20 protein-coding genes are annotated in these 25,690 nt (G+C 65.4%); 11 read left to right on the top strand and 9 right to left on the bottom strand.

Annotated features, from left to right (window positions below; translation table 11 throughout):
• Positions 1-3 precede the first annotated feature (3 nt).
• The 5 genes from ppk2 to CPH63_RS16940 all read right to left on the bottom strand — a co-directional run bounded on the left by ppk2 (position 4) and on the right by CPH63_RS16940 (position 5,351).
• Positions 4-843 carry a polyphosphate kinase 2 gene (gene ppk2 / locus CPH63_RS16960; protein WP_096303998.1) on the bottom strand — a complete coding sequence of 280 codons (840 nt, stop codon included), beginning with the start codon at positions 841-843 and terminating at the stop codon, positions 4-6.
• Between the two features lie 150 nt (positions 844-993).
• Positions 994-1,962 (bottom strand): agmatinase, encoded by a 969-nt coding sequence (gene speB / locus CPH63_RS16955; RefSeq protein WP_241895709.1) that lies wholly within the window; start codon positions 1,960-1,962, stop codon positions 994-996.
• Positions 1,963-2,116: 154 nt separating this feature from the next.
• Positions 2,117-2,650: a peptidoglycan-binding domain-containing protein gene (locus CPH63_RS22400; protein WP_157749615.1), complete on the bottom strand. Its 534-nt coding sequence runs from the start codon at positions 2,648-2,650 to the stop codon at positions 2,117-2,119.
• Positions 2,651-2,844: 194 nt separating this feature from the next.
• Positions 2,845-4,425 (bottom strand): HNH endonuclease signature motif containing protein, encoded by a 1,581-nt coding sequence (locus CPH63_RS16945; RefSeq protein ID WP_096303996.1) that lies wholly within the window; start codon positions 4,423-4,425, stop codon positions 2,845-2,847.
• A gap of 236 nt (positions 4,426-4,661) precedes the next feature.
• Positions 4,662-5,351 (bottom strand): TetR/AcrR family transcriptional regulator, encoded by a 690-nt coding sequence (locus tag CPH63_RS16940; RefSeq protein WP_096303995.1) that lies wholly within the window; start codon positions 5,349-5,351, stop codon positions 4,662-4,664.
• A gap of 207 nt (positions 5,352-5,558) precedes the next feature.
• Here CPH63_RS16940 and CPH63_RS16935 point away from each other — a divergent pair, with 207 nt between their 5' ends.
• The 8 genes from CPH63_RS16935 to CPH63_RS16900 all read left to right on the top strand — a co-directional run bounded on the left by CPH63_RS16935 (position 5,559) and on the right by CPH63_RS16900 (position 14,667).
• Positions 5,559-7,529 (top strand): ABC transporter ATP-binding protein, encoded by a 1,971-nt coding sequence (locus CPH63_RS16935; RefSeq protein WP_197704404.1) that lies wholly within the window; start codon positions 5,559-5,561, stop codon positions 7,527-7,529.
• Position 7,530: 1 nt separating this feature from the next.
• Positions 7,531-8,403, top strand: a complete 873-nt coding sequence (locus tag CPH63_RS16930; protein WP_096303993.1) for an ABC transporter permease — start codon at positions 7,531-7,533, stop codon at positions 8,401-8,403.
• 4 nt (positions 8,404-8,407) lie between these two features.
• On the top strand, positions 8,408-9,403 hold the full coding sequence (locus CPH63_RS16925; RefSeq protein ID WP_096303992.1) for an ABC transporter permease: 996 nt from the start codon (positions 8,408-8,410) through the stop codon (positions 9,401-9,403).
• A 73-nt stretch (positions 9,404-9,476) separates the two neighbouring features.
• Positions 9,477-10,112 carry a cysteine hydrolase family protein gene (locus CPH63_RS16920; RefSeq protein ID WP_096303991.1) on the top strand — a complete coding sequence of 212 codons (636 nt, stop codon included), beginning with the start codon at positions 9,477-9,479 and terminating at the stop codon, positions 10,110-10,112.
• Position 10,113: 1 nt separating this feature from the next.
• Positions 10,114-11,709 carry an ABC transporter substrate-binding protein gene (locus CPH63_RS16915; RefSeq protein ID WP_096303990.1) on the top strand — a complete coding sequence of 532 codons (1,596 nt, stop codon included), beginning with the start codon at positions 10,114-10,116 and terminating at the stop codon, positions 11,707-11,709.
• 84 nt (positions 11,710-11,793) lie between these two features.
• On the top strand, positions 11,794-12,612 hold the full coding sequence (locus CPH63_RS16910) for an N-acyl homoserine lactonase family protein (RefSeq protein WP_096303989.1): 819 nt from the start codon (positions 11,794-11,796) through the stop codon (positions 12,610-12,612).
• A gap of 11 nt (positions 12,613-12,623) precedes the next feature.
• The gene (locus CPH63_RS16905) at positions 12,624-13,769 is read left to right on the top strand and encodes an aspartate/glutamate racemase family protein (protein ID WP_096303988.1); all 1,146 of its coding nucleotides are present in this window, start codon (positions 12,624-12,626) and stop codon (positions 13,767-13,769) included.
• Entirely contained in the window at positions 13,762-14,667 is a 906-nt protein-coding gene (locus CPH63_RS16900) for a polysaccharide deacetylase (RefSeq protein ID WP_096303987.1), read from the top strand. The genes CPH63_RS16905 and CPH63_RS16900 overlap by 8 nt, the downstream gene beginning before the upstream one ends.
• Positions 14,668-14,799: 132 nt before the next feature.
• On the opposite strand, the gene CPH63_RS16895 is transcribed toward CPH63_RS16900, so the two are convergent.
• Entirely contained in the window at positions 14,800-15,165 is a 366-nt protein-coding gene (locus tag CPH63_RS16895) for an SHOCT domain-containing protein (RefSeq protein ID WP_096303986.1), read from the bottom strand.
• A gap of 79 nt (positions 15,166-15,244) precedes the next feature.
• Complete coding sequence (locus tag CPH63_RS16890) at positions 15,245-15,694, bottom strand: DUF6325 family protein (protein ID WP_096303985.1); 450 nt, start codon at positions 15,692-15,694, stop codon at positions 15,245-15,247.
• A gap of 225 nt (positions 15,695-15,919) precedes the next feature.
• Here CPH63_RS16890 and CPH63_RS16885 point away from each other — a divergent pair, with 225 nt between their 5' ends.
• The gene (locus tag CPH63_RS16885) at positions 15,920-17,107 is read left to right on the top strand and encodes a cation:proton antiporter (protein ID WP_197704402.1); all 1,188 of its coding nucleotides are present in this window, start codon (positions 15,920-15,922) and stop codon (positions 17,105-17,107) included.
• A gap of 100 nt (positions 17,108-17,207) precedes the next feature.
• Entirely contained in the window at positions 17,208-18,794 is a 1,587-nt protein-coding gene (locus CPH63_RS16880; protein WP_096303983.1) for a S1C family serine protease, read from the top strand.
• A gap of 45 nt (positions 18,795-18,839) precedes the next feature.
• Here the strand turns inward: CPH63_RS16880 and CPH63_RS16875 are convergent, their stop codons facing one another.
• Complete coding sequence (locus CPH63_RS16875) at positions 18,840-19,574, bottom strand: HAD family hydrolase (protein WP_096303982.1); 735 nt, start codon at positions 19,572-19,574, stop codon at positions 18,840-18,842.
• A gap of 48 nt (positions 19,575-19,622) precedes the next feature.
• Positions 19,623-20,687 carry a phosphotransferase gene (locus CPH63_RS16870; protein WP_197704400.1) on the bottom strand — a complete coding sequence of 355 codons (1,065 nt, stop codon included), beginning with the start codon at positions 20,685-20,687 and terminating at the stop codon, positions 19,623-19,625.
• Positions 20,688-21,023: 336 nt separating this feature from the next.
• Here CPH63_RS16870 and CPH63_RS16865 point away from each other — a divergent pair, with 336 nt between their 5' ends.
• Entirely contained in the window at positions 21,024-25,688 is a 4,665-nt protein-coding gene (locus tag CPH63_RS16865) for a 5'-nucleotidase C-terminal domain-containing protein (protein ID WP_197704399.1), read from the top strand.
• Positions 25,689-25,690: the final 2 nt, after the last annotated feature.

Genomic DNA, 25,690 nt, shown 5'->3' with positions numbered 1-25,690 from the left:
GGGCTACTTCAGGGTTGCTGCATGGTCAGGCACCGCCTTCACCAGTTCCCGTGGCGGCCGGATGTAGTTCACCGCCGGCGGCCGCGCCGGCAGCGTGATCGGTGGGCGAGGGATCTGGCTGTAGGCCACGGTGGAAAGCAAGTGGGCGATCATGTTTATCCGGGCCCGGCGCTTGTCGTCGGCCTCGACATCGAACCAGGGGGCCTCGCTGGTATCGGTATGCACGAACATCTCGTCCTTGGCGCGCGAGTAGTCCTCCCATCGGGAGATCGACTCGACGTCCATCGGGGATAGTTTCCAGCCGCGCATCGGGTCCTCCAGGCGTGACTGGAATCGTCGCTGCTGTTCGGCATCGCTGACCGAGAACCAGTACTTGCGCAGCATGATGCCGTCCTCGACGAGCAGCCGCTCGAAGACCGGGCACTGCGCAAGGAACCGACGGTGCTCCGCCGGAGTGCAGAATCCCATCACCTTCTCGACACCGGCGCGGTTGTACCAGGAACGATCCATCAGCACGATCTCGCCCCGCGAGGGAAGATGCTGGATGTAGCGCTGGAAGTACCACTCACCCCGCTCACGCTCAGTGGGCGCCGGAAGGGCCACAACTCGGGCAACGCGGGGATTCAGGTACTCGGTTATGCGTTTGATGCTTCCGCCCTTACCCGCGGCGTCGCGCCCCTCAAAGATCATTAGCAGCCTCGCTCCGGATGCCTGCACCCAGTCCTGCATGGCCACCAGCTCCGCCTGCAGCCGCTTGAGTTCCCGCTCGTAGGGCCGACGGCTGAGCCGGGCCACAGCCGAGGTCGGTGGGATTGCGGTTGGCGGTTCATCCTCTTCAGTCATCGTCGCTCCATCGGTGGGGGATCTGCCTGAATGAGGCAACCGGACCGCCCCGTAGCCGTCAAGGACCGCCCCGTAGCCGTCAAGTGTGCGCCGCTGGCGCGCGTCGTGCGAGCGGCTACCTGAGCGATTGCGCCGAAGTTGCAGCAACCACTACCCGCCGGTTGGGCGCGGAGCCATCGCGGAGATGAGCTCGTAGCAGACGTGGGCCGCGGCTATCCCCGTGATCTGTGCATGGTCATAGGCGGGTGAGACCTCGACGACGTCGGCGCCGATGAGGTTCAGCTCGCTGAACGACCTGACGATGCTGAGCAGCTCCCGACTGGTCATCCCACCGGCCTCCGGGGTGCCGGTACCGGGAGCGTGAGCGGGGTCCAGGACGTCGATATCGATCGACACGTACACCGGGCGGTCGCCGATCCGCGATCGGATCCGGTCGATGGCGGCAGCGACGCCGGCCGTCGCAATGTCGTCGCCGGAGACGATGGAAAAGCCGAGTCGCTCGTCGTCGAAGAGGTCCTGCCGGGCGTAGAGCGGACCGCGGATGCCTATATGCATACTGGCCGTCTGATCGATCAGCCCCTCTTCGGAGGCACGGCGAAACGGCGTCCCGTGGGTGATAGGCGCTCCGAAGTAGGTATCCCAGGTGTCGAGGTGGGCGTCGAAGTGGATGACCGCCGGCGGTCCGTAGCGTTCAGCGGCCACTCTCAGCAGCGGCAGCGCGATGGTGTGGTCACCGCCGATTGTGAGTAGGCGTTCACCGCTCGCTGTGAGTTCGCGAGCACCGGCTTCGATTGCCGATATCGCCGCGACGATGTCGAACGGGGTGCACGCGATGTCACCGGCGTCGACGACCTGCTGCGTTGCGAACGGCTCGATATCTTGCAACGGGTTGTACGGACGGAGCAGCCGAGAGGACTCGCGCACATGCGCGGGGCCGAAGCGCGCGCCTGGGCGGTAGGTCGTGCCACTGTCGAAGGGCACGCCGACGACGACGATGTCCGCGTGTTCGACATCGGCTAACCGGGGTAGCCGAGCGAAGGTGGCGAAGCCGGCGAATCGCGGACTGACCGTGGGATCGATGGGACCGATGGGACCGATGGGGGAGGTTGAGTCAGGCACGAAGCGAAGATAGCCCTCTCATATTTCGCCCAGATGTGGAGTTGGGAGCTGAATCGGGGGGCGAGTGCGTGCCGCAGCCCCGAATACCTGCGCCCGCGGGCATGCGAGTATGGCGCCCGGCGTGAGCGGCCGGACGCCATACGGCGCGGGGAGATCAGCCCGCCATCTGGTTGTTGCCGTCGACCAGGTAGTGGGCGAGGGCAACGTCGGTCGGGGCGTTCAGGGTTCCCGTCTGGGTCAGCCCAGCGTCCCGCTGGAGGTATTCGATCGCCTGGACCGTCTGGACATTCATGACCCCGTTGACTGGTCCTTCGTAGTAGTTGAGCTGTCCGAGCTGTTGCTGCAGCAGGCGCACCGCGGCTGTCGGCTTCGCATTGGTCGGGGTGGCGGGGTTGGCCGGGGAGATTGTGTGGTGCGCCGGCACCGGGCGAATCGGGGTGATCTGTCCCGGGGCCGCCGGGCGTACCGGTGTCACCGCAGCAGCGGGTGCTTTGTGCTGGGCGGGGTCGTGATGAGCGGAGGCGGGGGCACTGAATGCGAACATCAGGGTGCCGATGACGCCGGCCAGGGCGGCGACTCCGAGGGCCGAGACGACCGCAATCAATGCCGGTGACTTCTTGGCCCGACCCGTCGTCCGGGCGGTGGTGCTCTGCGGGATGTTGTTCTGCGGGGTGGTGTTCGTGTTCATGACTTCCTCCTGAGATTTGCCTCCGGACGTTCCGGGTGACAAGACAAATCTGCTTGATCGGAAGGCTCTTCTGTGTCCTCCAGGTGGGGGAGCGACCAGATGAAAAGCTGCTCCACCGATTGGGGGACACGAGGCCTGAGCGCGGTCGACTTCGATCGACATCGGTAGCCCCGGTCGGGGCTGCCTCGACCCGGTTAGAAGGGCGCCGGGTCGTCGTATTCCGGGTTGTCGTATTCCGGGGAGTCGGCAGGTGGACCGTAGCTGCCGGCGCCGCGGAACTCCCAGTCGTTGGCGTCGGGGTCGGCGATTGGTGGTGTGTGGTTGCGGTAGATGTGGCCGGTGGGTGATCGCCATTCGTAGTGTGTCCCGGTTGCGTCGCGGGTTACCGTGGTCTGCCAGTGGGTTTGGTGTTTGAGACAGTGGTGGCGTCGGCATTTCGGGTCGATGTTGGCTTTGTTGGTTGGGCCCTGCGGGAACGGGACCCGGTGGTCGAGGTCAGACTGCTTTGCTGAGACGTTGCAGGTCGGGAATGAGCAGATTTGGTCCCGCGCTATGACGAAGTCGGCGAGATCCTGGGGCGGTGTGTATCTGGTCCGTCCGTATTCCAGCAGTTCCCCGGTGGCGGGCTCGGTAAGTAACCGCCGCCAGGTGCCGGTCGGGTCGGCGGCGATCCGCCGGGCGACGGACGCTGGGATCGGTCCGTGTCCGTCGAGTTCGCCTGGGAGGTCGTTGGCTCCCATCAGGGTGGTGACCGCGACGGTGACCTGGATGCTGGGACGCAGGCCATGCTGGGTCGGCACCCGACCGGGGGTGTTCAGTGCATCCACGAAGACGGTGCTGAACGCGTCGGCGCGACGCTGGTCGGCGGTGCGGGAATCCTCGGCATGCTTGTGCCACCCGAGGGCACGTACCGCGGTCATCACGGCGGCAGCGTCTTCGGCGGGCAGGAGTGCCCAGATCTCGGCCATCCCGTCCGGTCGCGGCGTGTGCTCCACCGTTCGTTTAGCCAAGGCGTCCTGGTGTTGCTGCTCGGCGGTGACCCGGTTGTGTTTCAACACGGCACGTTTGACGGATCTCGCGAATAGCTGGGGGGTCTGATCCGCGGCCCGCGGGAGTACGGATTTCTCGACCGCAGCCAGCACCGACCGATCCGTGATGCCGATGGTCTCCCGGGCCAGGACCGTGGTGTGACGCTCGGTGATGACACCCCGCTTGAGCAGGTCCAGCGCGCCGGGGAGCTTCGTCACCAGCTGCGCGGCCCGGGACAGTTCGTTCGCGGCGACCCGTGGGGAGATCATCAACGCCGTCGAGATCTCCGCGTTGGCGCACTCGCGCCCCATCTCCTGGGACGGCACACCCTCGGTGAGGCGTTCCTGCACCACCGCTATGTCTTCAGTGATGGCCGCCGTCACCGCCCCCGACTGCCGGCGCAGCGCAGTGAGGAGATCGATTCGTCCGGCCGGGGAGAGCGAACACGGATCGAGGATGCTCAGCAGGGCCAGATCGGCGGGGTCAGGGTCGCTGTGCGCGAAGTGCCGGGCAAACGCGTCAGGAGCAGCCAGGACATCCAGGACCGTTGTCGGTGACCCATGCAACACTGACAACGACCCCGACGTCGAAACCGACCCGGCGGCCGAATCATCAAGTAAACCCGCGATGCTCTCATCACAGAACGGCTCACCCAGCTCGACCGCATCACCCTGAGGCAGCGATGCGGCGCTCCACTCCGGAGGCGGCAGAGCACCATCCGCGGGGTCGCGTGAGTCATCGTCCATGCACTAATAATACATCGGTTCGAATAGTCGCGCAAGCGAATGCCCTGTGAAATAAGGCATGTTGTGAAGACCATCTGCCCGCCCCGGAGGGTGTGGTCTGATCGTCGCCGAGACAGCTACCGCAGATCGCCGAGACAACCACCGCAAGTCCCCGAGACAGCCACCGCAAACGGGATCGATGGTGATCCAGGATTGTGCCGTGTTTATAGGGCGATTGATCCGAGACGGCGCCGAAGTTACTTCGGAATCGGTGGAGCGAGTGCTCGCATCCGCTTGCATTCGACGGCGGCGGTTGCGAGGTCGTCCACTTCGCAGTGCAGCAGTCGCAATGCGGCGGTAGCGACCAGATCGGGGAGATCGGGATGCGGCCGACGTCCATCCGCTCGTCGAGCGATGACGCTCTCGGCCAGGGCGAAGACCAGTGAGGTGGCGACGTCGGCGTCGTCTAGGCAGAACGATCCACTGGTCGCGCCACTCTCGACTCGCCGTCCGTACGCCCGTCGAAGCAGCTCGCGCTCGTGGCGGAACGGGGCGAACTGCTCCGCGCGTAGTTCGGGGAGCGTGTAAAGGGCGCCGACGTTCCACTTGCCCGAGCTGAGGAGTTCGACATCGAAATGCGTCAACGCATAGAGCTGCACGTGGGCCGGCTCGTGGGTGCGGGCGAGGCGACGACTGAAGTCCAGAGACGGTCGTACGGTGCCGGCCAACAGACTGGCAAGAATCTCCTGCTTGTTACTGAAGTGGTAGTAGATGGACGCTTGCTTTACCCCTACTGCTTCGGCGATTCGTCGTGTCGAAGCGGCGCCATAGCCCCACTCGCTGAAGAGTTCGGAGGCCGCGTCCAGAATCTGTTCGCGCCCGGTGCTTCCTTCGCGCTGCACTGGGGCATGTCTCGGGCGTCCCGCTCCGCTGCCGATACCTGTCATGTGATCGATCCTTACACAGGTATCGGTCGCTGTAAGGCCCCGAAGCGATCAGACGGGTGGATCTGTCCATCCTGGAAACGAAATTGTTACATGAGAGTAGCTTCCGTTCACGTAGCGAGCCCTACTGTTTGTCGAACGACAGATATTCCGCATCGTCGTGCCAGCACAGCGCAGGTTCTGCCTACGGCGAAGAGAGAGGGGACGCGGGTGACCACAACAGCCCCCACGTTCGAAACCACTCCGGCCCCGGTCGCCGACGACGACATCGTGGCGGCCACTGAGGATCTTAATGTCACGTTCCGCAGAGCGGGACGTGACATCTTCGCGTTACGCGGAGTGAGCCTTCAGATTCGTAGAGGTGAGATTCTCGGGCTGGTTGGTGAGTCCGGATCCGGCAAGAGCGTTCTCGGGCTCTCACTGCTCGGCCTGCATGATCACCGGGCGACCATCACCGGCCGGGTCCTGGTTCGTGGCACGGATATGGCTCAGGCCTCCGACGCCAAGTGGCGGGAAATGCGCAAGCTGCACCTCGGTGCCGTGTTTCAGGATCCGATGACCTCGCTCAACCCGACCATGCGCGTGGGGCGTCAGGTAGCGGAGGCGGCCGGCAGCGAGAAGGAGGCGTTGCGGCTGCTGACGGCGGTAGGCATCCCGGAGCCCAAGCAGCGACTGGCGGCCTATCCGCACGAACTCTCCGGTGGTCTTCGGCAGCGTGTGATGATCGCGATGGCGGTCGCCGGCGGACCCTCACTGGTGATCGCCGACGAGCCGACCACGGCGCTCGACGTAACCGTCCAGGCCCAGGTACTCACGCTGCTCCGTTCGCTGCGGGACGAGATCGGTTGCAGCGTCCTGATGATCACTCACGATCTCGGCGTCGCCGCCCAGGTCGCCGATCGGGTCGCGGTCATGTACGCCGGGCGACTGGCTGAGCTGGGTGCGACGCAGACCGTCCTGAACTCTGCGGCCCACCCTTACCCGCTGGCCCTGATGCGCTCCCGGCTCTCACTCAACGTGGACCGCGACCGCCCCTTGATCGCCCTGGGCGGGGACGTCCCGAGCCCGGCCGACCCTCGTCCGGGCTGTGCCTTTTCGCCGCGCTGCGAACTCGCCGGTCCGGACTGCGAGATCACCCCGCCGCCTCCGGTGCAGGTTGCCCCCGGGCATCTCAGCGCCTGCATCCTGCCGATGGCCGAGGTGCGCACCCGGACCGCCGAGATCGAGCGCACCATGATCGCGGCACAACAGGCGCCGGAGATCGACGCCGAGTCAGCCGCGCTCACCGTCCGGGCGGTGACCAAGTCTTTCGTACTCAAGTCGGGCTTTCGCCACAGCAACCGCCTGCAGGCCCTGCGGGGGGTCAATCTGCAGATCGCGCGGGGTGAGTCAGTCGCGCTGGTCGGCGAGAGCGGCTCCGGAAAGTCGACCCTGCTGCGGGTCGTCGCCGGGCTCGAGTCACACGATGGCGGTTCGCTGGATCTCGCGGGCGAGCGGCCGCAGATGGTCTTTCAGGACAGTGGCGCTTCCCTCACGCCATGGATGACGGTCGAGGAGATCATCGGCGAGCGGGTCAAGGGGCTGGGGCGTAAAGCGAAGGCGGAGAAGATCCGCGACGCGTTGGCGCTGGTCGGACTGCCGGCCGAGGTGGCGAAGGCCAAGTCGACGCAACTGTCCGGTGGCCAGCGGCAGCGCGTCTGTCTGGCTCGGGCCACCGTGGTTCCGCCCTCGATCCTGCTCTGCGACGAGCCGACCAGTGCGCTGGACGTCTCGCTCGCCGCGTCGGTCATCAACCTGATCTCGAGACTGCGTCGCGAGTTGGGGATGTCGGTGCTCTTCGTGACCCACGACCTGTCGGTGGCCAGGATCGTGGCCGATCGGATCGCCGTCATGTATCTCGGACGAATCGTCGAGATCGGCGACGCCCAGCAGATCACCGGCGATCCGGTCCATCCCTACTCCAAGGCGCTCATCAGCGCGGTGCCCGATGTCGGAGTCGAACCGGTGGTTCTACCCGGGGAGCCGGCCAGTGCACTGCGGCCACCACCCGGATGTGCCTTCAACCCGCGCTGCCTCCAGTCGGTCGACGGGTGTGCGGATCCGATGCTGGACGTCAAGCTGACGGCATTCGGCGAGAACGAACTTCACCAGGTCGCCTGCATCAACCCGAAGGGAAACTGAGATGGCCGTCGCCGAACCGGTCAGATCAGCACCGGTCGTGTCCCGACTCCGTTTCGATCGCGTACTGAACGTCCACGTGTCCCGTGGAGTGTCTATCGCCGCGGCGTCGCTCTTCGCCGTGGTGACTCTCATCTGCCTGCTCGCCCCTGTGCTCAGTCCGCACGATCCGCTCACGCCGATCGGACTGCCGCTGCAGGCACCGGGGCAGAGCGGGTTCCTGCTCGGTTCGGACGGAATCGGGCGTGACATCCTCAGCCGCTGCCTCTACGGTGCTCGGGCCAGCTGGTTCGCCGCCTTGATCGTGGTGGCCAGCGGCGTGATCATCGGCGGTCTGGTCGGGCTGATCGCGGGTGCGGCCGGTGGCTGGGTCGATGACGTCCTGATGCGCATTACTGATACCTTCCTCGCCCTGCCCGGACCGGTACTGGCCATCGCGGTGGTCGCGGCACTGGGCCCGAGCTTCGCGCACACGCTCTTCGCGGTCGCCATCGTCTGGTGGCCCTTCTACGCGCGCATCGTGCGCGGAGAGATCCGAAAGCTGGCGGCCCGGCCTCATATCGAAGCGGCGCGTCTGGCCGGCACCGGACGGATCCGGGTCATCGGCCGACATCTGCTTCCCGGGGCGATCCCGGCGATCGTCGTGACCGCGAGTCTCGATATCGGTGGCCTGATCCTCACCCTCGCCGGGCTGTCCTTTCTCGGCCTCGGTGAGTCCGCCCCGGCCCCCGAGCTCGGCGCCGACAGTGCGAGAAACCTCAGCTACCTGCTTCAGCAGTGGTGGATTCCCGTGATGCCGGGTCTCGCCGTCGTGCTGCTGGCCCTTGCCGCCAACATCGCCGGGGACGGCGTCCGCAACCTCATCGATCCGGATTGAGCCGATGACTACTCTTATCGCCAAGCGGTTGGCCTCGATGATCGTGATCATCATCGTGCTCTCGGCCATTGTCTTTTACCTTCAGCACATCTCGCCGCTGGATCCGGTGCACGCCCAGCTTGGTGGACAGGCATCGCAGGAGGCCGTCGCCCAGGAGCGGCACAAGCTCGGCCTGGACGAGCCGGTGATCAACCAGTACTGGAACTACCTGACCGGCCTGCTGCACGGTGACATGGGGACGTCGTACCGCACACGCCGTCCGGTCAGCACCGACCTGGCCGAGTACCTGCCGGCCACCATCGAGCTCGCGGCCGCCGGGATGGCGATCGCGCTCGTCCTAGCCGCGCTCTTCGCCTTCGGATCGGTGCTTCGCTGGCCGGGTAGCTCGTTCTTCCGAATGATCCTGATGGTCGGCGCCTCCTCGCCGGCGTTCCTGTTGGGAATTCTCGGCATTCTGCTCTTCTACTCAAAGCTCGGCTGGCTTCCGGCCAGTGGACGTACCGACATCAGTGACGCGCCCACCGGTCCGACCAGGCTGCTACTGGTCGACTCAGTCCTCCACGGCCGCTTCGACGTCTTCGTCGACGGGCTGCAGCACCTGATTCTGCCCGCCACCGCTATCGCACTCATCCCTGCGGTGGCCATCGGCCGGGTGCTTCGCTCGAGCCTCATCACGGAGCTGCGCAGTGACTATGCGCGCACCGGACGAGCCAAGGGACTGAGCGAGATGGGCCTACTTGTCAAGCACATTCTGCGTAACTCGGTCGGCGCTGCGCTCTCCATGACCGGCCTGCAGATCGGCCTCATGTTCGCCGGCGTACTGGTCATTGAGCAGGTCTTCGCCTGGCCCGGCATCGGCCTCTACGTGGCCGAGAGCATTCCGGTCGCCGACTTCCCGGCGATCGCCGGAGTGACCCTGCTGCTCGGGGTCGGGTACGTCATCATCAACACCATCGTCGACCTCCTCCAAGGAGCGGCTGATCCGCGAATCCGGGTCTGATGCTCAACCCGCCGTCTTTCACGCGCAACTCATGACACATCGTCGCTGTACTGCCTGATAAGAAGGAGCCGAATTGCCTCGACAGCCAATGATCGTGGACCAGCCCGTGCTGGTGGTCGTGGACTACCAGAAGGGATCCGACCGGCCGGCCGAAGAGACGGGCATCGCCATCATGCCCGGCGCGGCGGAGCGAATCGCCCGCGCCGAGCGAATCCTGCAGGCGGCCCGGGAGGCCCATATCCCGGTGGTCTTCTTCCAAGAGGTGCACCGTCCGAGCGGCATCGACTTCGGCCGGGAGCTCGACGGCGCCGAGTCGGTGCATTGTGTCGACGGGGACCCGTCCACCGAGCTGATCGACTCGCTACGCCCGATCGAGGGTGAGTTTCACATTGTGAAGCGACGCTACTCAGGATTCATCGGTACGGAGTTCGAGATCGTGCTACGGGCGTTGAAAGCCTCCACGCTCATCCTCGTCGGGGGCCTAACCGACGTCTGTGTCCACTACACATTCGCCGACGCGCACCAGCGGGACTTCTACGTCCGGGTGGTCGGCGACTGCGTTGGAGGCTCGAGCGTTGCTCGGCATCTCGCCTCGTTGGACGCAATGGAGTACCTGCAAGCAGGCGCAGTACGCACAACTGACGAGATCATCAGCGCCTTCGCTGAGCTCGCGGAATCCCTACCAACCCGAACTCTCGCGGAGGTCTGATATGAATTCACGAACGAAATTCACCAAGAGCAAGGTGCTGCTGGCCGCAACGGCCACCGCAGCGCTCGCCCTCACCGCCTGTAGCTCCTCCTCCGGAGGCGGTGGTGGCGGCTCCGCTGCCGCGGCGCCGACCGATCACGTGTTGCATCTGTCGTTCCTGCAGGACCCGGGCCAGCCACCGGACCCGGACATCTACTACGCCGGCCAGGGACTGATCCTGACCAACAACACCTACGAGGGGCTCATCACCTACAAGGGTGGAACCGCGACGCCCACGCTCGAGCCGTCCCTGGCCACGGCCTGGACCGCCTCCCCGGACAACAAGACGTTCACCTTCACCCTCCGTCCGAACGTCACCTTCCACGACGGCACGCCGTTCACGTCGGCCGCCATCAAGGCATCCTTCGATCGCCGGGCGGCGGTGAACCAGGGGCCGGCCTACATGGTCAGCGACATCGCCTCCATCAACTCGAGTGACCCGCTGAAGGCGGTCATCACGCTCAAGGCCCCGAACTCGGCGTTCCTGAGCTACCTCGGATCGCCCTATGGTCCGAAGATGATGAGCCCGACCGCTCTCGCCGCGCACAAGGGGACGGACAACGCCCAGACGTACCTGGCCACCCATGACGTCGGAACCGGCCCCTACACGCTCTCCGAGGCCCAGGTCGGCTCCAAATATGAGCTCAAGGCGTACGCCAAGTACTGGGGCGGCGCGCCGTACTTCACCACGGTGGAGCTGCCGGTCATCGATAACACCTCCTCACAGCAGCTGCAGTTCAACAGCGGCCAGCTGGCGATGATCCTGCATGATCTGCCGTCGTCGGCGATCACCTCGTACCTGTCGAAGAAGCAGTACAGCAGTTACACCCAGCCCTCGATGATCTCCGAGTATCTGTACGTGAACCCGGGCAACGGTTTCCTGACCGACCAGACCAAGCGGCAGGCACTGCTCAAGGCCGTCGACATCGACTCGATCGTCAAGCAGGTCTACTTCGGCCACGGCACCAAGGCCACCCAGGTCTACCCGTACAACATGATGACCTCCGAGTTCGCCAAGCAGGACATCAGCTATGACACCTCGACGCTGAAGTCGATCGCCTCCTCGCTGCCGGCCAACGAGAAGACGATCACCATCGGTTACGACTCGAGTCAGCCGGACAACCAGATCGTCTCCAACCTGATCTCGGCCCAGCTCGCACCGCTAGGCATCACCGTCAAGGTGCAGGCCTACCCGACTTCGCAGATCTTCGGCTGGATCGGAAACGCCAAGGGTGCTCCGGACCTGCTGGCCACGCTCGGCTGGCCGGACTCGCCGTCGCCGTACACCTGGGCTCACATCAGCTTCGACAAGACCGGTGGGCTGAACTACTTCGGCTGCGATTCACCGGAGATCCCGGCTCAGCTCGCCACCGCCCTGGCCAGTGGCAAGGATGCCGACTACTCGACGGCGGCCGCGACCGCGTCGGCCACCGGCTGCTGGCTCAACATGGTCAACGTGACCGACTACATGGTGGCGCAGCCGTGGCTCAAGGGCGTCGCTGAGGCACACCAGGTCGATGCGCCCAACACCCTGCTGCTGAAGTACCTGTCGGCGTAGCAATCGTCGGCGGGTGCGGGCAACACTCGGTCACCAGCAGTACCCAAGGGTAAGCCAGGAAAACTAGATGGAAGAGGTTGCAAGATGAGTTCAGGGGTCCGTCGGATCATCCTGCTCACCCTTGGCTGGGAGGAGCTGCCGAAGTCCGTTTCGGTCTTCGGCGCTCCTCCCGAGCTCCGGATGAGGGAGCCGGTTCCAGGAGTGCTGCTGGAGTGTGACGGCGGCTGGATACTGCTCGACACCGGATTCAACACCGCGTTGATCCGCGACCCGGTCCTCTACCGGCGCTTCTACCCCAGCGTGGAGTACCTGCCGGTGCTTCCAGGCCCCGGTGAACCGATCGAAGAGGGACTGGCGCAGGTAGGCGTTGACATCGATTCGATTCAGGCGATCGCGGTGAGCCACCTGCACCACGATCACTCCGGCGGAATCAAGCTCTTCGCGGGGCGCGTTCCGGTGCATGCGCAGCGACGCGAGTTGAAGTACGGCATGCTCAACACCCCGGAGCCGGAGAAGCATGCGATGGCACGGATCGACTACGACGATCCGCGCATCGATTGGCGGCTCGCCGACGGTGAGGCCGAGATCGCACCGGGTGTAACGGCGATCCCGACCTACGGGCACACCCCGGGACATCAGAGTTTCATGGTCGAGCTGGATGAGTCGGTGGGCGGCGGAGGCTTCGTCTTCGCCTTCGACGCCGCCGACCTGACCGAGAACATCGAGCAGGAGCTGGCGATCGGGGGAGTCGTCGACATCGATCCGATGGAGACGATCGAGCCGATTCGTCGGTTGAAGAAGCTCTCCGCCGAGCGCGGCTTCCAACTCATCCCCGGGCACGACCCGCACGTCTGGCCGGCGATGACCGAGCAGTTCCGGGAACGTTTCGGGACGTCTGGCTGAGGGGCGGGCAGGTGCGCATCGGCCTGATAGTGCCGTCGTCGAACACCGTGCTGGAGCCGGCGATCAGCCGGTTGCTCCGCTTGCTCGGGGGCAGCGTCTCGGCGCATTTCGCCCGTGTGGTCGTACAGCGAATCGGACTCGACTCAGAGGCTTCGGACCAGTTCGCCGTCGAGCGATTCCTGCCGGCGGCCGAGGCGTTGGCCGATGCCAAGGTGGACGCCATCGTCTGGGCCGGCACGTCCGGATCGTGGCTTGGGGTGGAGCACGACCGGGAGGTCGCTGATCGAATCCGGCAGCTCACCGGTATCCCGGCGAGCACCAGCACGCTCGCGCTGCTGGCCGCCTGCCGTGCGTTCGGTGTCTCGCGGTTGGGCATCGCCACGCCCTACACCCAGGACGTCAACCGCGAGATCGCCCGGTGCTATTCAGGCGAGGGGATTGAGGTGGTCTCCGCCGACGGACTCGGCCGGACCGACAACCACTCGTTCGCGCAGGTCTCCGCCGAGGTGGTCGAGCGTCAACTGTTGGAGGTCGGTTCTGGTGCGCAGGGTGTGGCGGTGGTCTGTACGAACGTCCTCGGGTGCGAATCGGCGGAGAAGATCGAGGCTGCGCTGGGGGTGCCGGTCTTCGACAGTGTGAGCGCTACGCTCTGGCACGCCCTGACGCTCGGTGGCTGGAGTGGGACGCTCTCCGGTGACGGTCGCCTGCTGGCCGGGGGGTACCTGCGGGAAAGGCTGCAGCAGATCACCGATGACCTCCTAGTGGCCACCGGCGCCGACCGAACCACGCTGCGCATTGATCTGCCCGCGCACCATCTGGGGGTTGACCTCGCGGCGGCGGAGAGCCGGCGGCCAGGGGTCCGCTCGATCCGCTGGGAGGCCAGCCTGGACCAACGAGCGCTGGATACCGTGCAGTGGCTGGAGAGACACCGCCAACTCCTCATCCAGCCTGCTTTCACCCAGGATCCGTTTCCGCCGCCGGCTCTCCGCGATATCTACGGCGTCAGAGCGCAGCTGCTCGGCCCCGTTGAACGCGATTCATCCATGATTGCCTGGCTATCGGCCCACAGCCTCGTCGAGCGACTCTGGTCGGAGTCCGACCGCGCGGCGATGAACGCCGCCATAATCGCTACTTCCAAGGAGATTGAGCGTGACTAAGGACATTCAGATCTGTGTGGGTGTGGACGTGGACGCTGTTGCCGGCTGGCTCGGTTCCTACGGTGGCGAGGACTCCCCGAACGACATCCAACGCGGAGTCTTTGCCGGAGAGGTCGGCAGCCCACGTTTGTTGAAGCTCTTCGACACGTTCGACATCCCCACTACCTGGTTCATCCCGGGCCACTCGCTAGAGTCGTTCCCTGCTCAGATGCAGGCCGTCGCCGACGCCGGGCACGAGATCGGAGCCCACGGCTACTGTCACGAGAATCCGGTCGCGATGTCGGCTGAGCAGGAGCGCGACGTGCTCATGCACAGCATCGAGATCATCGAGAAGATGTCGGGGCGGCGTCCTCGTGGGTATGTCGCCCCCTGGTGGGAGATGAGCGAGCACACCGCGGCGCTGCTGCTGGAGGCCGGTTTCAGCTATGACCACTCGCAGAACTACAACGACTTCGTTCCGTTCTACGCCCGGGTGGGCGACGAGTGGACGAAGATCCAGTTCGACAAGCCGGCGTCAGCCTGGATGAAGCCCCTGCAGCACGGTCACGAGGTGGATCTGGTCGAGTTCTGCGGGAACTGGTACGTCGACGATCTGCCGCCGATGATGTTCAACAAGCACGCGCCCAACTCGCACGGCTACGTCAGCCCGCGCGACATCGAGCAGCTCTGGAACGATCAGTTCGATTGGGTCTACCGGGAACTGGAGTACGGGGTGTTCCCGGTGACGCTGCACCCCGACGTCTCCGGTCGACCGCAGGTCCTACTCATGCTGGAGCGGCTGCTGAAGTACTGGGGTTCGCACGACGGAGTTCGCTTCGTCACCTTCGAGGAGGCGGCAACGGACTTCCGGGCCCGATTCCCGTTCGCGCAGCCTGAGCGACCGGCCTTCGGCGGGTAACTCGCGGTCAGCTCCAACCCTGCGGCAGGTTGAGGTATCGCCGCGCCACTGGCCATCTGCGCCGATGTCTCGCGACGGCGAGAGCATAGGTAGAGACGGCCAGCGGCGTTCGATATGGACGCTACTGCTCGATCAGCCGAGCAGCTTGGCCTTGGCCGAGGCGAACTCGGCGTCGTCGAGGATTCCGGCTTGCTTGAGCGACGCCAGCTTCTCGAGCTGGGATATAACATCGCCTTGACCGCCGGCGGCCGGCGCTGCGACGGGGGCCGCCGCTGGCGTCTGTGCCGCCTTCATCTCGGCCACTTGCCGCTGCAGGTCTGCGATCTCGGACTGGGATTGGGTGGCCGCCTGCTGGGTGTCGTACTCGGCCTGCTGCTCGTCCTGAGCAGCCATCGCCTTGTTCTGCTGGTGCCGCTGAACCCCGCCCGCCACCGCGGTAGCGGTACCGGCGACAACCGCCGTGCGAGCCATTGTGCCGACCAGTCCTGGTCGCCCCATACGTCGTCTCATCAAACTGCTCCCTAGCTTCTCTTTGGCTTCTATTGATTCGGATTGTTCTCGTGGTGCGGCTCAGCAGTCAGCTGATCTCCGACAATTCGTCCAGGGCGGTGAGCACCTCGTCGACGACCAAGCCCGGGATACGAAGGTTCGCGACCAGCACGCCGCCCGAATCGACAATGGAGTTGCGCAGCGGTTTGGCCCACTCGTGTTCAAAGACCAGAATCGCGGCCGATGCCCCTGGCTCGAGGGCGGCGGCCAGCTCATCGACATCCTCATCCGAAATGAGGTCGGGGTGGATCTCGCCGACCAGAGCGGCCAGCGCGGCTGCGTCCGACTCTAGATTCGTCTGCTCGAACTCGATGAGCTCAATACTTCCGTCGAGGTCCTTCTTCGCGAGCAGTCCGTCGACGACATTGATGATGTTGCGATCAACGAGCGACTGAATCTCGGTGATTATGCTCCCGTTGAAATCGCTGTCAGGAAAGCTCACTACGATGACCTCGATTGGGCCCAACTTGGTAACCATTACTTAGCTCCTCGCTCGCGCGTCTGCGGGCTGGGGTGCTCCGCCAGCTCGTCTCGTCTGCACACGCTCTCAGATTCGACCAGCGCGGGGGCGTGCGCATCATCCCGGCAGTATGAAAGCCGACCTCGTTCTCACCGTCTTCGGATGAGCCACCCACGAGTGGGGACTGGGAGGCTCGAACTACTATTCGCCTGCGGCGCCGCCGCAGCCGGCCGGGGAGGGCCCGTGGAGAACCTCGTCGTGGTCGCCGCGATCGCTGCGGTCGCGCCCCTGCTGGCCAGCGCGTTCGGGCGGTGGATCGCCATCCCCTTGGTCGTCTTCGAGATCGTGCTGGGGATCCTCTTTGGCCCACAGGTACTCGGATGGGTCGAACCCGGACCGCAGATCGAGTTCCTATCCCAGTTCGGCCTGGCCATGCTCTTCCTGCTCGCCGGTTACGAGATCGACTTCGCCCGGATTCGTGGGCGCCCGCTGCGGCAGTCAGCAATCGGGTGGCTGCTCTCCCTCGCCCTTGGCGTCGGGCTGGGCGTACTGCTGTCACCCACCGTCGCGGCCGGTGTGCTGGTGGGGATCTGCCTGACCAGCACCGCACTCGGAACGTTGCTTCCCGTACTGCGTGATAGCGACGAGTTGTCGACGCCCTTCGGAGCGGCCATGCTTGCGGTCGGCGCCGTTGGTGAGTTCGGCCCGCTCATTGCGGTCGCGCTCTTCCTGAGCGGCCGCAGCCCGCTCCGCGCCGCGGTGATTCTGATCGTGTTCGCGCTGTTGATCGTCGCAGCGCTCGTGGTCACGGTGCGTTTCGAACACGCCCGGGTCCACCGATTGATCGAGGCAACCCTGCACACCAGCGGGCAATTCGCGGTGCGGTTGGTCATCCTGATCCTTGCCGCGTTGGTCGCTCTCGCCACTTCGTTCGGGCTCGACATGCTGCTTGGGGCTTTTGGTGCCGGTGTCCTGATCAACCTTCTGCTGGCCGGGGCCGATCCGCAGGCTGCGCGGGTTATCGAGACGAAACTCGATGCCGTCGGGTTCGGATTCCTGGTGCCGATCTTCTTCGTGAACACCGGGCTGGGGTTCGATCTCGACGCGCTCACCGAAAAAGCGTCAACGATGGCCCTCGTCCCGATATTTGCTCTCCTCTTCCTCGTCGTGCGGGGTATCCCGGCGACTCTCGCCGCGCCACCGGGCTCGAGCTGGTACGACCGCGGGGCGATCGTGCTGCTGGGAGCGACCGGACTGCCGATCATCGTGGCCGTCACCACGATCGGGGTCGACCACGGGGACCTCCGCACTTCGACCGCGGCGGCGCTGGTTGGTGCGGGCATCTTCTCCGTGCTGCTTTATCCGTTGCTCGGCCTGACCCTTCGCCGGCGCTTCAAGGGGCCATCTCCGGCGGATTCCGTCCCGGCCTAGAGTCGCTCCAAATTCTCAGGTTGCATACAGCGTATCTATGGCCACTCATCAGATTCATGCCGTTCTCTTGATACAACCACCGACGAGAGAGCGTGAGCAGATGAGCGAGCAGTTCCCCGACCAGCCGACCGAGATCCTTCCCGCCGACGGGACGGCTCCGGCCGACTCGAACGTAGTCAACCCCCACCCGCCGCTGTACCAGCAGGCTGGCTACCAGCAGACGCCGTATCAGCAGGTGCCCTACCAGCAGACGCCGTACCAGCAGACGCCGTACCAGCAGTATCAGCCGCCCTACCAGGGTCAGTACCAGGCCGATGCTCCCTACCAGCCCTTCTACGAGTCGCCGTACCAGTCCCCGTACCAGTCTCCGTACCTCACCGCCGCTCCCACCGCGCCGGCCGCTGGGGCTACCACCACCAAGTCGCCGCACGCGCACCGTTCGACCTACATCGCGGTCGCCGCGGCGTTGGTCGCCGGCGCCCTGGGCGTCGGTGGGACGCTGATCGCGACTCACAATGACACGGTCAATGGAGTTGCATCGCAGCCAGTAGCCGGCTCCAACTCCGGCTCCGGCAGTGGTTCGTCGAGCGACGGCTCGTCTGGCTCGGGCTCCGACGGAGGCTCGCTGGGCGGCTTCGGCAACGGCTTCGGTTCCTCAAACGGCTACGGCTCGGGTTCGGACGGATCCGGCTCTGACGGCTCAGGCTCGACGAGCGGCGGCAATGACTCGGCGTCCTCGACTGCGACCAAGGCCACCGCCACCCAATCGGTCGGGGTCGTCGACATCAACACCGAACTCGGCTACCAGAGTGCGGAGGCGGCCGGAACCGGCATCGTCCTCACCTCCTCGGGCGAGATCCTCACCAACAACCACGTGGTGCGGGGCTCGACCAAGATCACCGTGACCGTCGTCAGCACCGGCAAGACCTACAGCGCGAAGGTCGTCGGAACCGACGTCACCGATGACGTCGCCGTGCTGCGACTGTCCGGGGCGAGTGGATTGGCCACAGCCAAGATCACCTCCAACAGTGCCAGCGTCGGCGACTCAGTTGTGGCCGTCGGAAACGCCGGCGGCACCGGTGGCACGCCGAGTGCGGCCGCCGGTCAGGTTGTGGCGCTCGGCCAGAGCATCACCGCTACTGACTCCGATGGCAGCGACGCCGAGAACCTGACGGACTTGATCGAGACCAACGCCGACGTCCAGGCCGGCGACTCGGGTGGACCCTTGTACAACGGCAACGGGTCGATCATCGGCATGGACACCGCGGCCTCAAGCTCGGACAGCAGTACTTTCAACGCCAGCCCGCAGAGCTATGCGATTCCGATCACCAAGGCACTCTCCATCGCCACGCAGATCGTCGAGGGTAAGAGCAGCTCGACCATCCACATCGGCGACAGCCCGTTCCTCGGCGTGCAGCTCTCGGCCACCGCGGCCGACGGCTCAACTAGCTCAGGCAGCGGCCTCGCCGTCGCTGGCGTCGTCGACTCGGGACCGGCGGCCAAGGCCGGCATCGTCGCCGGTGACGCCATCACCGCGGTCAACGGGAAATCAATCTCCAGTGCCGATGACCTGACCTCAGCCCTGGCCGATGCACACCCGGGTGACTCGGTGACGGTGACTTGGACCGACGCCTCGGGCAGCTCGCACCGCACGAAGATCACTCTCGCGACGGGGCCGGCCATCTAAGTAAGGTCCGCCGCAGTAACACACTCAGATCAGGGGACGACGGAGTCAGCCAACTCCGAGAATCGCGAGAAGTTCGCGGTAATCGGTGATGGTGTGCTCGGCGACGCAGCCGAGATACTCCTTCGTCCCCTGATCTGAGTTGAACAGCATCGTGCGCATCCCGGCCTCCCGGGCACCATAGATGTCCCGCTTCATGTCGTTGCCGACGTAGAGCGTCTGCTCCGCCGCCACCCCCAGCGCGTCGATGGCGAATTGAAAGAGGCGACGATCCGGCTTTCGGTAGCCGTGGTCGCCCGACACGATGATCGGGTCGAAGTAGTCGAGGATCCCGGCCCGATGCAACTCGCCACGGGCATAGGCGCTCTGCGCATCGGTGACCAGGGCAAGCGGGTAGTGCTGCCGCAGAATGTTCAGCATTTTGCGCACATGTGGGTACAGCTTCAGCCGGCGCCGCGAGATGCCCCGATACATTTCGGCCATGAAAAGCGGCATCTGGGCGAGTTTCTCCGGCGGCAGGGCGCGGGTGAAGTCGGTCATGTTCTCATCGATGATTCGCCGCCAGATTTCGACCGCATCGAACTCCGGGTGTTCCTCCCCGCTCGATCTGCGCTGCTGCTTCAGAAACTCGAAGTACAGGTCGCGGACCTGATGACGACGCAGGTCGATTCCCTGATAGGTGAGGAAGTGCCCAGCGGCCCGGAAGATCTCATCCACATGCTCGTCGGTCCGGATCTCGATCAGGGTGCCGTTCACATCGAAGGCGATCGCCCGAATCTCCATGCCCACGTGCGGCGCTCCTCTTCTCGAAAAAGATCTCGGTTGCTGAAGTCAGCCGGCGCGAAGCAGGCGCTTGGCCTGAGCCACGAGCTTTCCACTGTATTCACTGCTGATGTAGTCATTGCGTGCGATCCGGAGAAGGTTCATGCCCATGTAGTAGGGCGCCCGCGCCGTGATCGAGGCGAACGCGCTGTCGCGATCGGGGAAGTGGCAGCTGTACTCCCACAGGAAGTGGCCGATGAAGGGTTCGGCCCGGCGGCGGTCACCGGTCGCCGACATGAACGAATGCTGTAGCTCCCCGGCGATTCGGCCGACATCGAACATCCGGTCTCCCCGCTTCATCCGTTCGAGGTCGATGGCGGCCACATCCAGACCGTTCCCGAAGAGGAAGTTGGCCGGAGTGGCATCACCGTGCAGCCACACCTGCTGGTCCTGCCACATCCGGGCCCGTTCCCGCCAGCGATCGCGCAGCCATTCGAACTCATCGACATCCCACGCGCCGACCCGGTCGTCGCGCCGAAGCCGCCCCACCACACGGTTGAAGTACCGCGTGTCGGCGTCGAAATTGACGCCGTCGCCGTTGGCCGTGCGGTTGTGCTGCGTCGCGAGGAAGTACGCGAGCGCCTTGAGTCGCCAGAAGAGATGGCTGCTGTCGCGCTGGTGAATCGAGCGGGCGATCGCCTGGCTGAACTGCTCACCCGGGTAGTACTCGACGGCGAGGACGCTGTTGATATCGCGATTCACTCCGAGCGGTGCGATGACATGGTGCGGCGAACCGACGAGGTTGAAGCTTCGCAGCGTCTGCAGGCTTTCGTACTCCTGGTGGGCGGCATGGCTCGCACGGTCGGAGTCCCAGCCGAACTTGGGACCGTAGAACTTACAGATCAGGCGGGCACCACTGGCCTTCTCCTCGTAGCCGTAGACCTCGTTGCTGCCTACGAGCCGGAAGGCGCGGAAGGCCGGATGTGGGTTATGAATCCCCATACGGTCGACGAGGATGCCGCGCAGGTAGTCATAGAGCCGGTCGTGGCGCGGCACGTAGCCGACGAACTTCCCGATCACGTAGTCAATCCCGGTCGGCGTCAGCCGCGAATAGGTCACGTCCCGGCCGGCCACTGCCGCCTGCCATTGCCGGGTATCTCATCGTCGCAAGGTAGTTCGGGTCGGTTTCGTGGGCGTGACGATGGTGTGTGCAGCACGAACATCAGGTGAAGGCAGGGTGGCGCCCGGGCGTCTACACCGTGAAGTCACCGGTGGCGGCAGACCGCTGGAGGGGTGAGCCAAGCCGTCCTGTTCGGCCAATTCAACCCAGCAAACTCAAGGACTTCATCGCGACGTAACCTCTCCGTGCACGATGCATCACTTCGTGTTCACCGGCACCTACCTACGATGCGATTGAGTGCTCTTACCGGATACACAGCGCAGCATCGACCAAGAACCTGTGGAGGCCTCGTGCCGATCGTCAGCCGAACCGTTGTCACCATTCTCGCCACCGTCTCCGCCGTCGTCGTGGCGCTGCTACTGCCACTCACCCTGGCCCCGCCGGCGAGCGCGGCATCGAGTACCGGACTGGTGATCACCGAGGTCTACGGCGGCGGCGGCAACAGCTCAGCCGTCTTGGCCAACGACTTCGTCGAACTGCAGAACCGCGGTCCGGCGGCGGTGGATCTCACCGGATACTCGGTGCAGTACAAGTCGGCGACCGGCACCAGTTGGACGGGTAAGACCCCATTGGGCAGCGTGTCGCTGGACCCCGGCAAGTTCTACCTGATCCAGGAGGCCTCGGGTGGGGCCAACGGAGCGCCGCTGCCGGCGCCGGACGTCACCGGAACCGTGAACCTCTCAGCCACCACCGGCACCGTGGCGCTGGTCAGCAACGCGACGACGCTCACCTGTCTGCTGGCGGCCTGCGCGAGTGACCCGTCGGTGGCCGACCTGGTCGGGTTCGGCGGCGCAACTACCTTCGAAGGCGCCGCTGCCGCCCCGGCTCCGTCGGCAGCGCTCTCGGATCAGCGCAGTGCGGCCGTCGACTCCGATCAGAACAGTGCGGACTTCGTCGTGGCCGCACCGACGCCGGCTGCCGTTTCCGGCGGTGGGGGTGGCGGCGGAACCGACTGCACCACCACGCCCCCGCCAGATGCCTGCATCCCCGGGACCACGACGATCCAGGACATTCAGGGATCGAGCTGGAAGTCTCCACTGGACGGCGAGAACGTCGCCAAGGTCGCCGGCGTGGTGACCGCCGTGCGGACCGCCGGAAGCAGCCGGGGTTTCTTTCTCCAGGAGCTGAACCCTGACCTGAGCCGCCCAGCCGCATCCTCGGCAATCTTTGTCTTCACCTCGTCGCCGACCGTCGCAGTCGGCGATTCGGTGCTGGTCAGCGGGCCGGTGAAGGAGTTCTACCCGCTCGCGTCGGGCGAAACCGTGGCCACGACCTCGAGCCTGTCGACGACCGAGATCAGTGGACCGACGCAGATCACCACGCTGGCCAAGGGCGTGTCGCTTCCCGCCGCCCTGCTATTGACGCCGACGACGGTGCCGGGCCGGTTCGCCGCACCCGGCGCCAGCGCCGATCCGCACAGTGTGGAGAGCACGGATGCGCTCGACCCGGCCCGCTCGGCCCAGGAGTTCTTCGAGGCCCACGAGGGCATGCTCGTCCAGGTGAACGACGCCAAGGTGGTCGGACCGGGGTCGCCGCAGTACGGCGAGATCTACGTAACCTCCAAGCCGGATCAGCAGATGACGCCGCGGGGCGGCACCTACATCGCCGACTACGACGCGGTTCCGGCCGGCCGCACCCTTGTCGCCCCGGTGAACGGCACCGTGCCCGCGGCCAACGTCGGCGACGAACTGGTTGGCCCTACCGTTGGGCCGGTCGACTGGTCGACCTTCGGTGGTTACGACATCGCGGCAACCCAGATCGGCACCTATCAGGACAACGGGCTGACCGGCAACGTCGCGCCCGCCCAGGCGACCGACCAGCTGGCGGTGGCCACCTACAACGTGGAGAACCTGGCTCCGTCGGACCCGCAGAGCAAGTTCGATCGGCTGGCGACCGGGGTCGTGAAGAACCTCGCCTCGCCGGACGTCATCTCCGTCGAGGAGATCCAGGACAACGACGGCGCGATCGATGACGGTGTGGTGGCTGCGGACCAGACCATCGCCAAGTTCATCGCAGCGATCTCCGCCCAGGGTGGGCCGGCCTACTCCTCGGCCTCGATCGATCCGGTGAACGACCAGGATGGTGGCCAACCAGGCGGAAATATCAGGGTGGTCTTTCTCTACAACCCGGCTCGCGTCACCTTCGACGCCAAGGCCGGTGGCGACTCGACCAGTGGTGTCACCGTCTCGACCGGCGCTGATTTCACGGCCGAACTCTCAGCCTCCCCGGGCCGGGTCGATCCGACGAACGCTGCGTGGACGGACAGTCGTAAACCGCTCGCCGGTGAGTTCACCTTCGATGGCAAGAAGGTGATCGTCATCGCCAACCACTTCAACTCCAAGGGTGGTGATCAGAACTCAGATGGCCGCTACCAGCCGCCCGCTCGGATCTCCGAGGTCCAGCGGACGCAGCAGGCGACGGTCCTCAACGGCTTCGTAAAGCAGATTCTGGCCGCCGACCCGTCTGCCAACGTCGTGCTGGCCGGCGACTTCAACGACTACCAGTTCTCGGCACCGATCAAGACGCTCACCGATGACGGGGCGACCCTCACCGACCTGATCAACACCCTCCCGGAGAACGAGCGATACACCTATAACTTCAACGGAATCTCGCAGGTGCTCGATCACATCTTCGTCTCCAAACCGCTGAGTGCAACGGCCGACGCGGTGCAGTACAGCGTCATTCACGTCAACTCGGAGTTCTCCGACCAAGCCTCCGATCACGACCCGCAGGTGGTCAGGATCCGGCCGGTCGCCACGCCCACGACCACCAGCCTGAACCTGCTGAACATCAACGATTTCCACGGCCGGATCGATGCCAACACCGTAAAATTCGCCGGCACCGTCGAGCAGCTTCGGGCCGCCGCAGGATCGGCGAATTCGCTGCTGCTCTCCGCTGGTGACAACATCGGCGCGTCGCTATTCGCCTCGGCATCCCAGAACGACCAGCCCACCATCGACGTGCTCAACGCGATGGGTCTGGATGCCTCGGCTGTGGGCAACCACGAGTTCGACAAGGGGTACGACGACCTGGTGAATCGGGTCGTCGGAGACCCGCCGAACGCCAAGTGGGCCTACCTAGGGGCCAACGTCTACCAGAAGGGGACCACCACGCCCGCCCTGCCGCAGTACCAGATCGTCACGGTGAACGGCCTCAGAGTCGGGGTGATCGGTGCGGTCACGCAGGAGACGCCGTCCCTGGTCAGCCCGGGGGGTATCACCGGCATCGATGTCGGTGATCCGGTGGTCGCGGTGAACCGGGTCGCGGCCGAGTTGACCGACGGCGACCCGGCCAACGGTGAGGCGGACGTGCTGATCGCCGAATACCACGAGGGAGCCAGCGAGGGCACTCCGGACGGAGCCACCCTCGACCAGGAGGTCGCGGCGGGCGGCGCGTTCGCCGAGATCGTCCAGCAGACCAGTCCCAAGGTCGCCGCGATCTTCACCGGCCACACCCACAAGGTCTACGCCTGGGACGCACCGATCCCGGGCGAGGCCGGCAAGACGCGTCCGATCCTGCAGACCGGTGACTACGGAGCGAATGTCGGGCAGGTCGTGCTCACCATCGACCGTGCGACGAAACAGGTCACCGGCTACGCGAGCCGAAACGTGCCTCGCACCGATACCGATGACGCGACCCTGGTGGCCGCCTATCCACGGGTCGCCGCCGTGCAGAGCATCGTGACCGCGGCGCTGGCCCAGGCCGCGGTGGTCGGTGGGCAACCGATCGGCAAGGTGACGGCGGACATCACGACGGCCTTCACCGGAACCGACCGGGACGACCGGGCATCGGAGTCGACGCTCGGAAACCTGGTCGGCAACGCTCTGCGGGATGAACTCGCAGCGCCCGAGCGGGGTGGGGCCCAGATCGGCGTGGTGAATCCGGGCGGCCTGCGAGCCGATCTGCTCTACGCCCCGGACGGGACCGTCACCTACGCCGAGGCGAACTCGGTGCTGCCCTTCGTCAACAATCTGTGGACGCTCTCCCTCACCGGGGCCCAGTTCAAGCAGGTGCTGGAGCAGATGTGGCAGCCAGCGGGCGCGTCGCGTCCATTCCTCAACCTCGGGCTCTCCGACAATGTCACCTACACCCTCGATCCCTCCGCGGCTGTGGGTAGCCACATCACCTCGGTGACAATCGACGGAAAGCCGCTTGATCCGAATGCCTCCTACCGCATCGGAACGTTCTCCTTCCTCGCAACCGGTGGGGACAATTTCACCGCGTTCACCGCAGCCACGAATGTGCAGGACACTGGTCTGGTCGATCGCGACGCCTGGATCGACTACCTGGGTAAGAACAGCCCGGTGAGCCCGAGCTTCGCCCGCCGCGGTGTGGTCGTGTCGCCACTGCCGGGCGCCGTCAAGGCGGGGGAGACCCTTACCTTCGCGGTGAGCAAGCTGGATCTGACGAGCCTCGGCAGCCCGGCCAACACCTCACTCAGCGCCGCGATCGGCGCATCCTCGCTGGGCAGTTTTCCGGTCTCGGCCGGTGCCACCTCGGTGAGCGTCAAGATCCCCGACTCGATCTCGGGGGCGCAGACCCTCACTCTGACCGCCGCCCCGAGCGGCACGGTGGTGACCATCCCGCTCAGCATCACCGCCAAGCCGACCCAGAAGGGGACCGTCACCCTCTCACCGACGACGTTGCCGGCCGGGCGGTCGGTCACGGTGCGGCTGGCCGGCTGGGCATCGGCGACCAAGTTGGCGATCCGCCTCGACGCGACCACGCTCGGCTCGGTCACGACCGACGCGCACGGGGCCGGGACCCTCACCGCGCTTATCCCACGGACCACCACCGTCGGTCGGCACACCGTGACCGCCACCACCGCCGACGGCACGAGCGTCTCGGCATCCCTGCAGGTGCAGAAGGCCTGTGTTCCGGTGCCGGGGCCGAAGGCCTCCCTGATCGACTGGCTGGCCTACCTGGTGGCCCTCGCTGCCGGGCGGGCGTGCTGAGG

Origin of the sequence: Jatrophihabitans sp. GAS493, from assembly GCF_900230215.1 — a bacterium.
Lineage (GTDB): Bacteria > Actinomycetota > Actinomycetes > Mycobacteriales > Jatrophihabitantaceae > MT45.
This window is presented reverse-complemented; position numbering and strand designations above follow the sequence as displayed.

What these genes read in the sequence shown, in the direction of transcription:
- CPH63_RS16890 (WP_096303985.1), bottom strand. Translation starts at nt 15,694, where the DNA reads ATGGTTACCAAGTTGGGCCCAATCGAGGTCATCGTAGTGAGCTTTCCT.
- CPH63_RS16930 (WP_096303993.1), top strand. Translation starts at nt 7,531, where the DNA reads ATGGCCGTCGCCGAACCGGTCAGATCAGCACCGGTCGTGTCCCGACTC.
- CPH63_RS16925 (WP_096303992.1), top strand. Translation starts at nt 8,408, where the DNA reads ATGACTACTCTTATCGCCAAGCGGTTGGCCTCGATGATCGTGATCATC.
- CPH63_RS16915 (WP_096303990.1), top strand. Translation starts at nt 10,114, where the DNA reads ATGAATTCACGAACGAAATTCACCAAGAGCAAGGTGCTGCTGGCCGCA.
- CPH63_RS16945 (WP_096303996.1), bottom strand. Translation starts at nt 4,425, where the DNA reads ATGGACGATGACTCACGCGACCCCGCGGATGGTGCTCTGCCGCCTCCG.
- CPH63_RS16940 (WP_096303995.1), bottom strand. Translation starts at nt 5,351, where the DNA reads ATGACAGGTATCGGCAGCGGAGCGGGACGCCCGAGACATGCCCCAGTG.
- CPH63_RS22400 (WP_157749615.1), bottom strand. Translation starts at nt 2,650, where the DNA reads ATGAACACGAACACCACCCCGCAGAACAACATCCCGCAGAGCACCACC.
- CPH63_RS16875 (WP_096303982.1), bottom strand. Translation starts at nt 19,574, where the DNA reads ATGGAGATTCGGGCGATCGCCTTCGATGTGAACGGCACCCTGATCGAG.
- CPH63_RS16895 (WP_096303986.1), bottom strand. Translation starts at nt 15,165, where the DNA reads ATGGGGCGACCAGGACTGGTCGGCACAATGGCTCGCACGGCGGTTGTC.
- ppk2 (WP_096303998.1), bottom strand. Translation starts at nt 843, where the DNA reads ATGACTGAAGAGGATGAACCGCCAACCGCAATCCCACCGACCTCGGCT.
- CPH63_RS16910 (WP_096303989.1), top strand. Translation starts at nt 11,794, where the DNA reads ATGAGTTCAGGGGTCCGTCGGATCATCCTGCTCACCCTTGGCTGGGAG.
- CPH63_RS16880 (WP_096303983.1), top strand. Translation starts at nt 17,208, where the DNA reads ATGAGCGAGCAGTTCCCCGACCAGCCGACCGAGATCCTTCCCGCCGAC.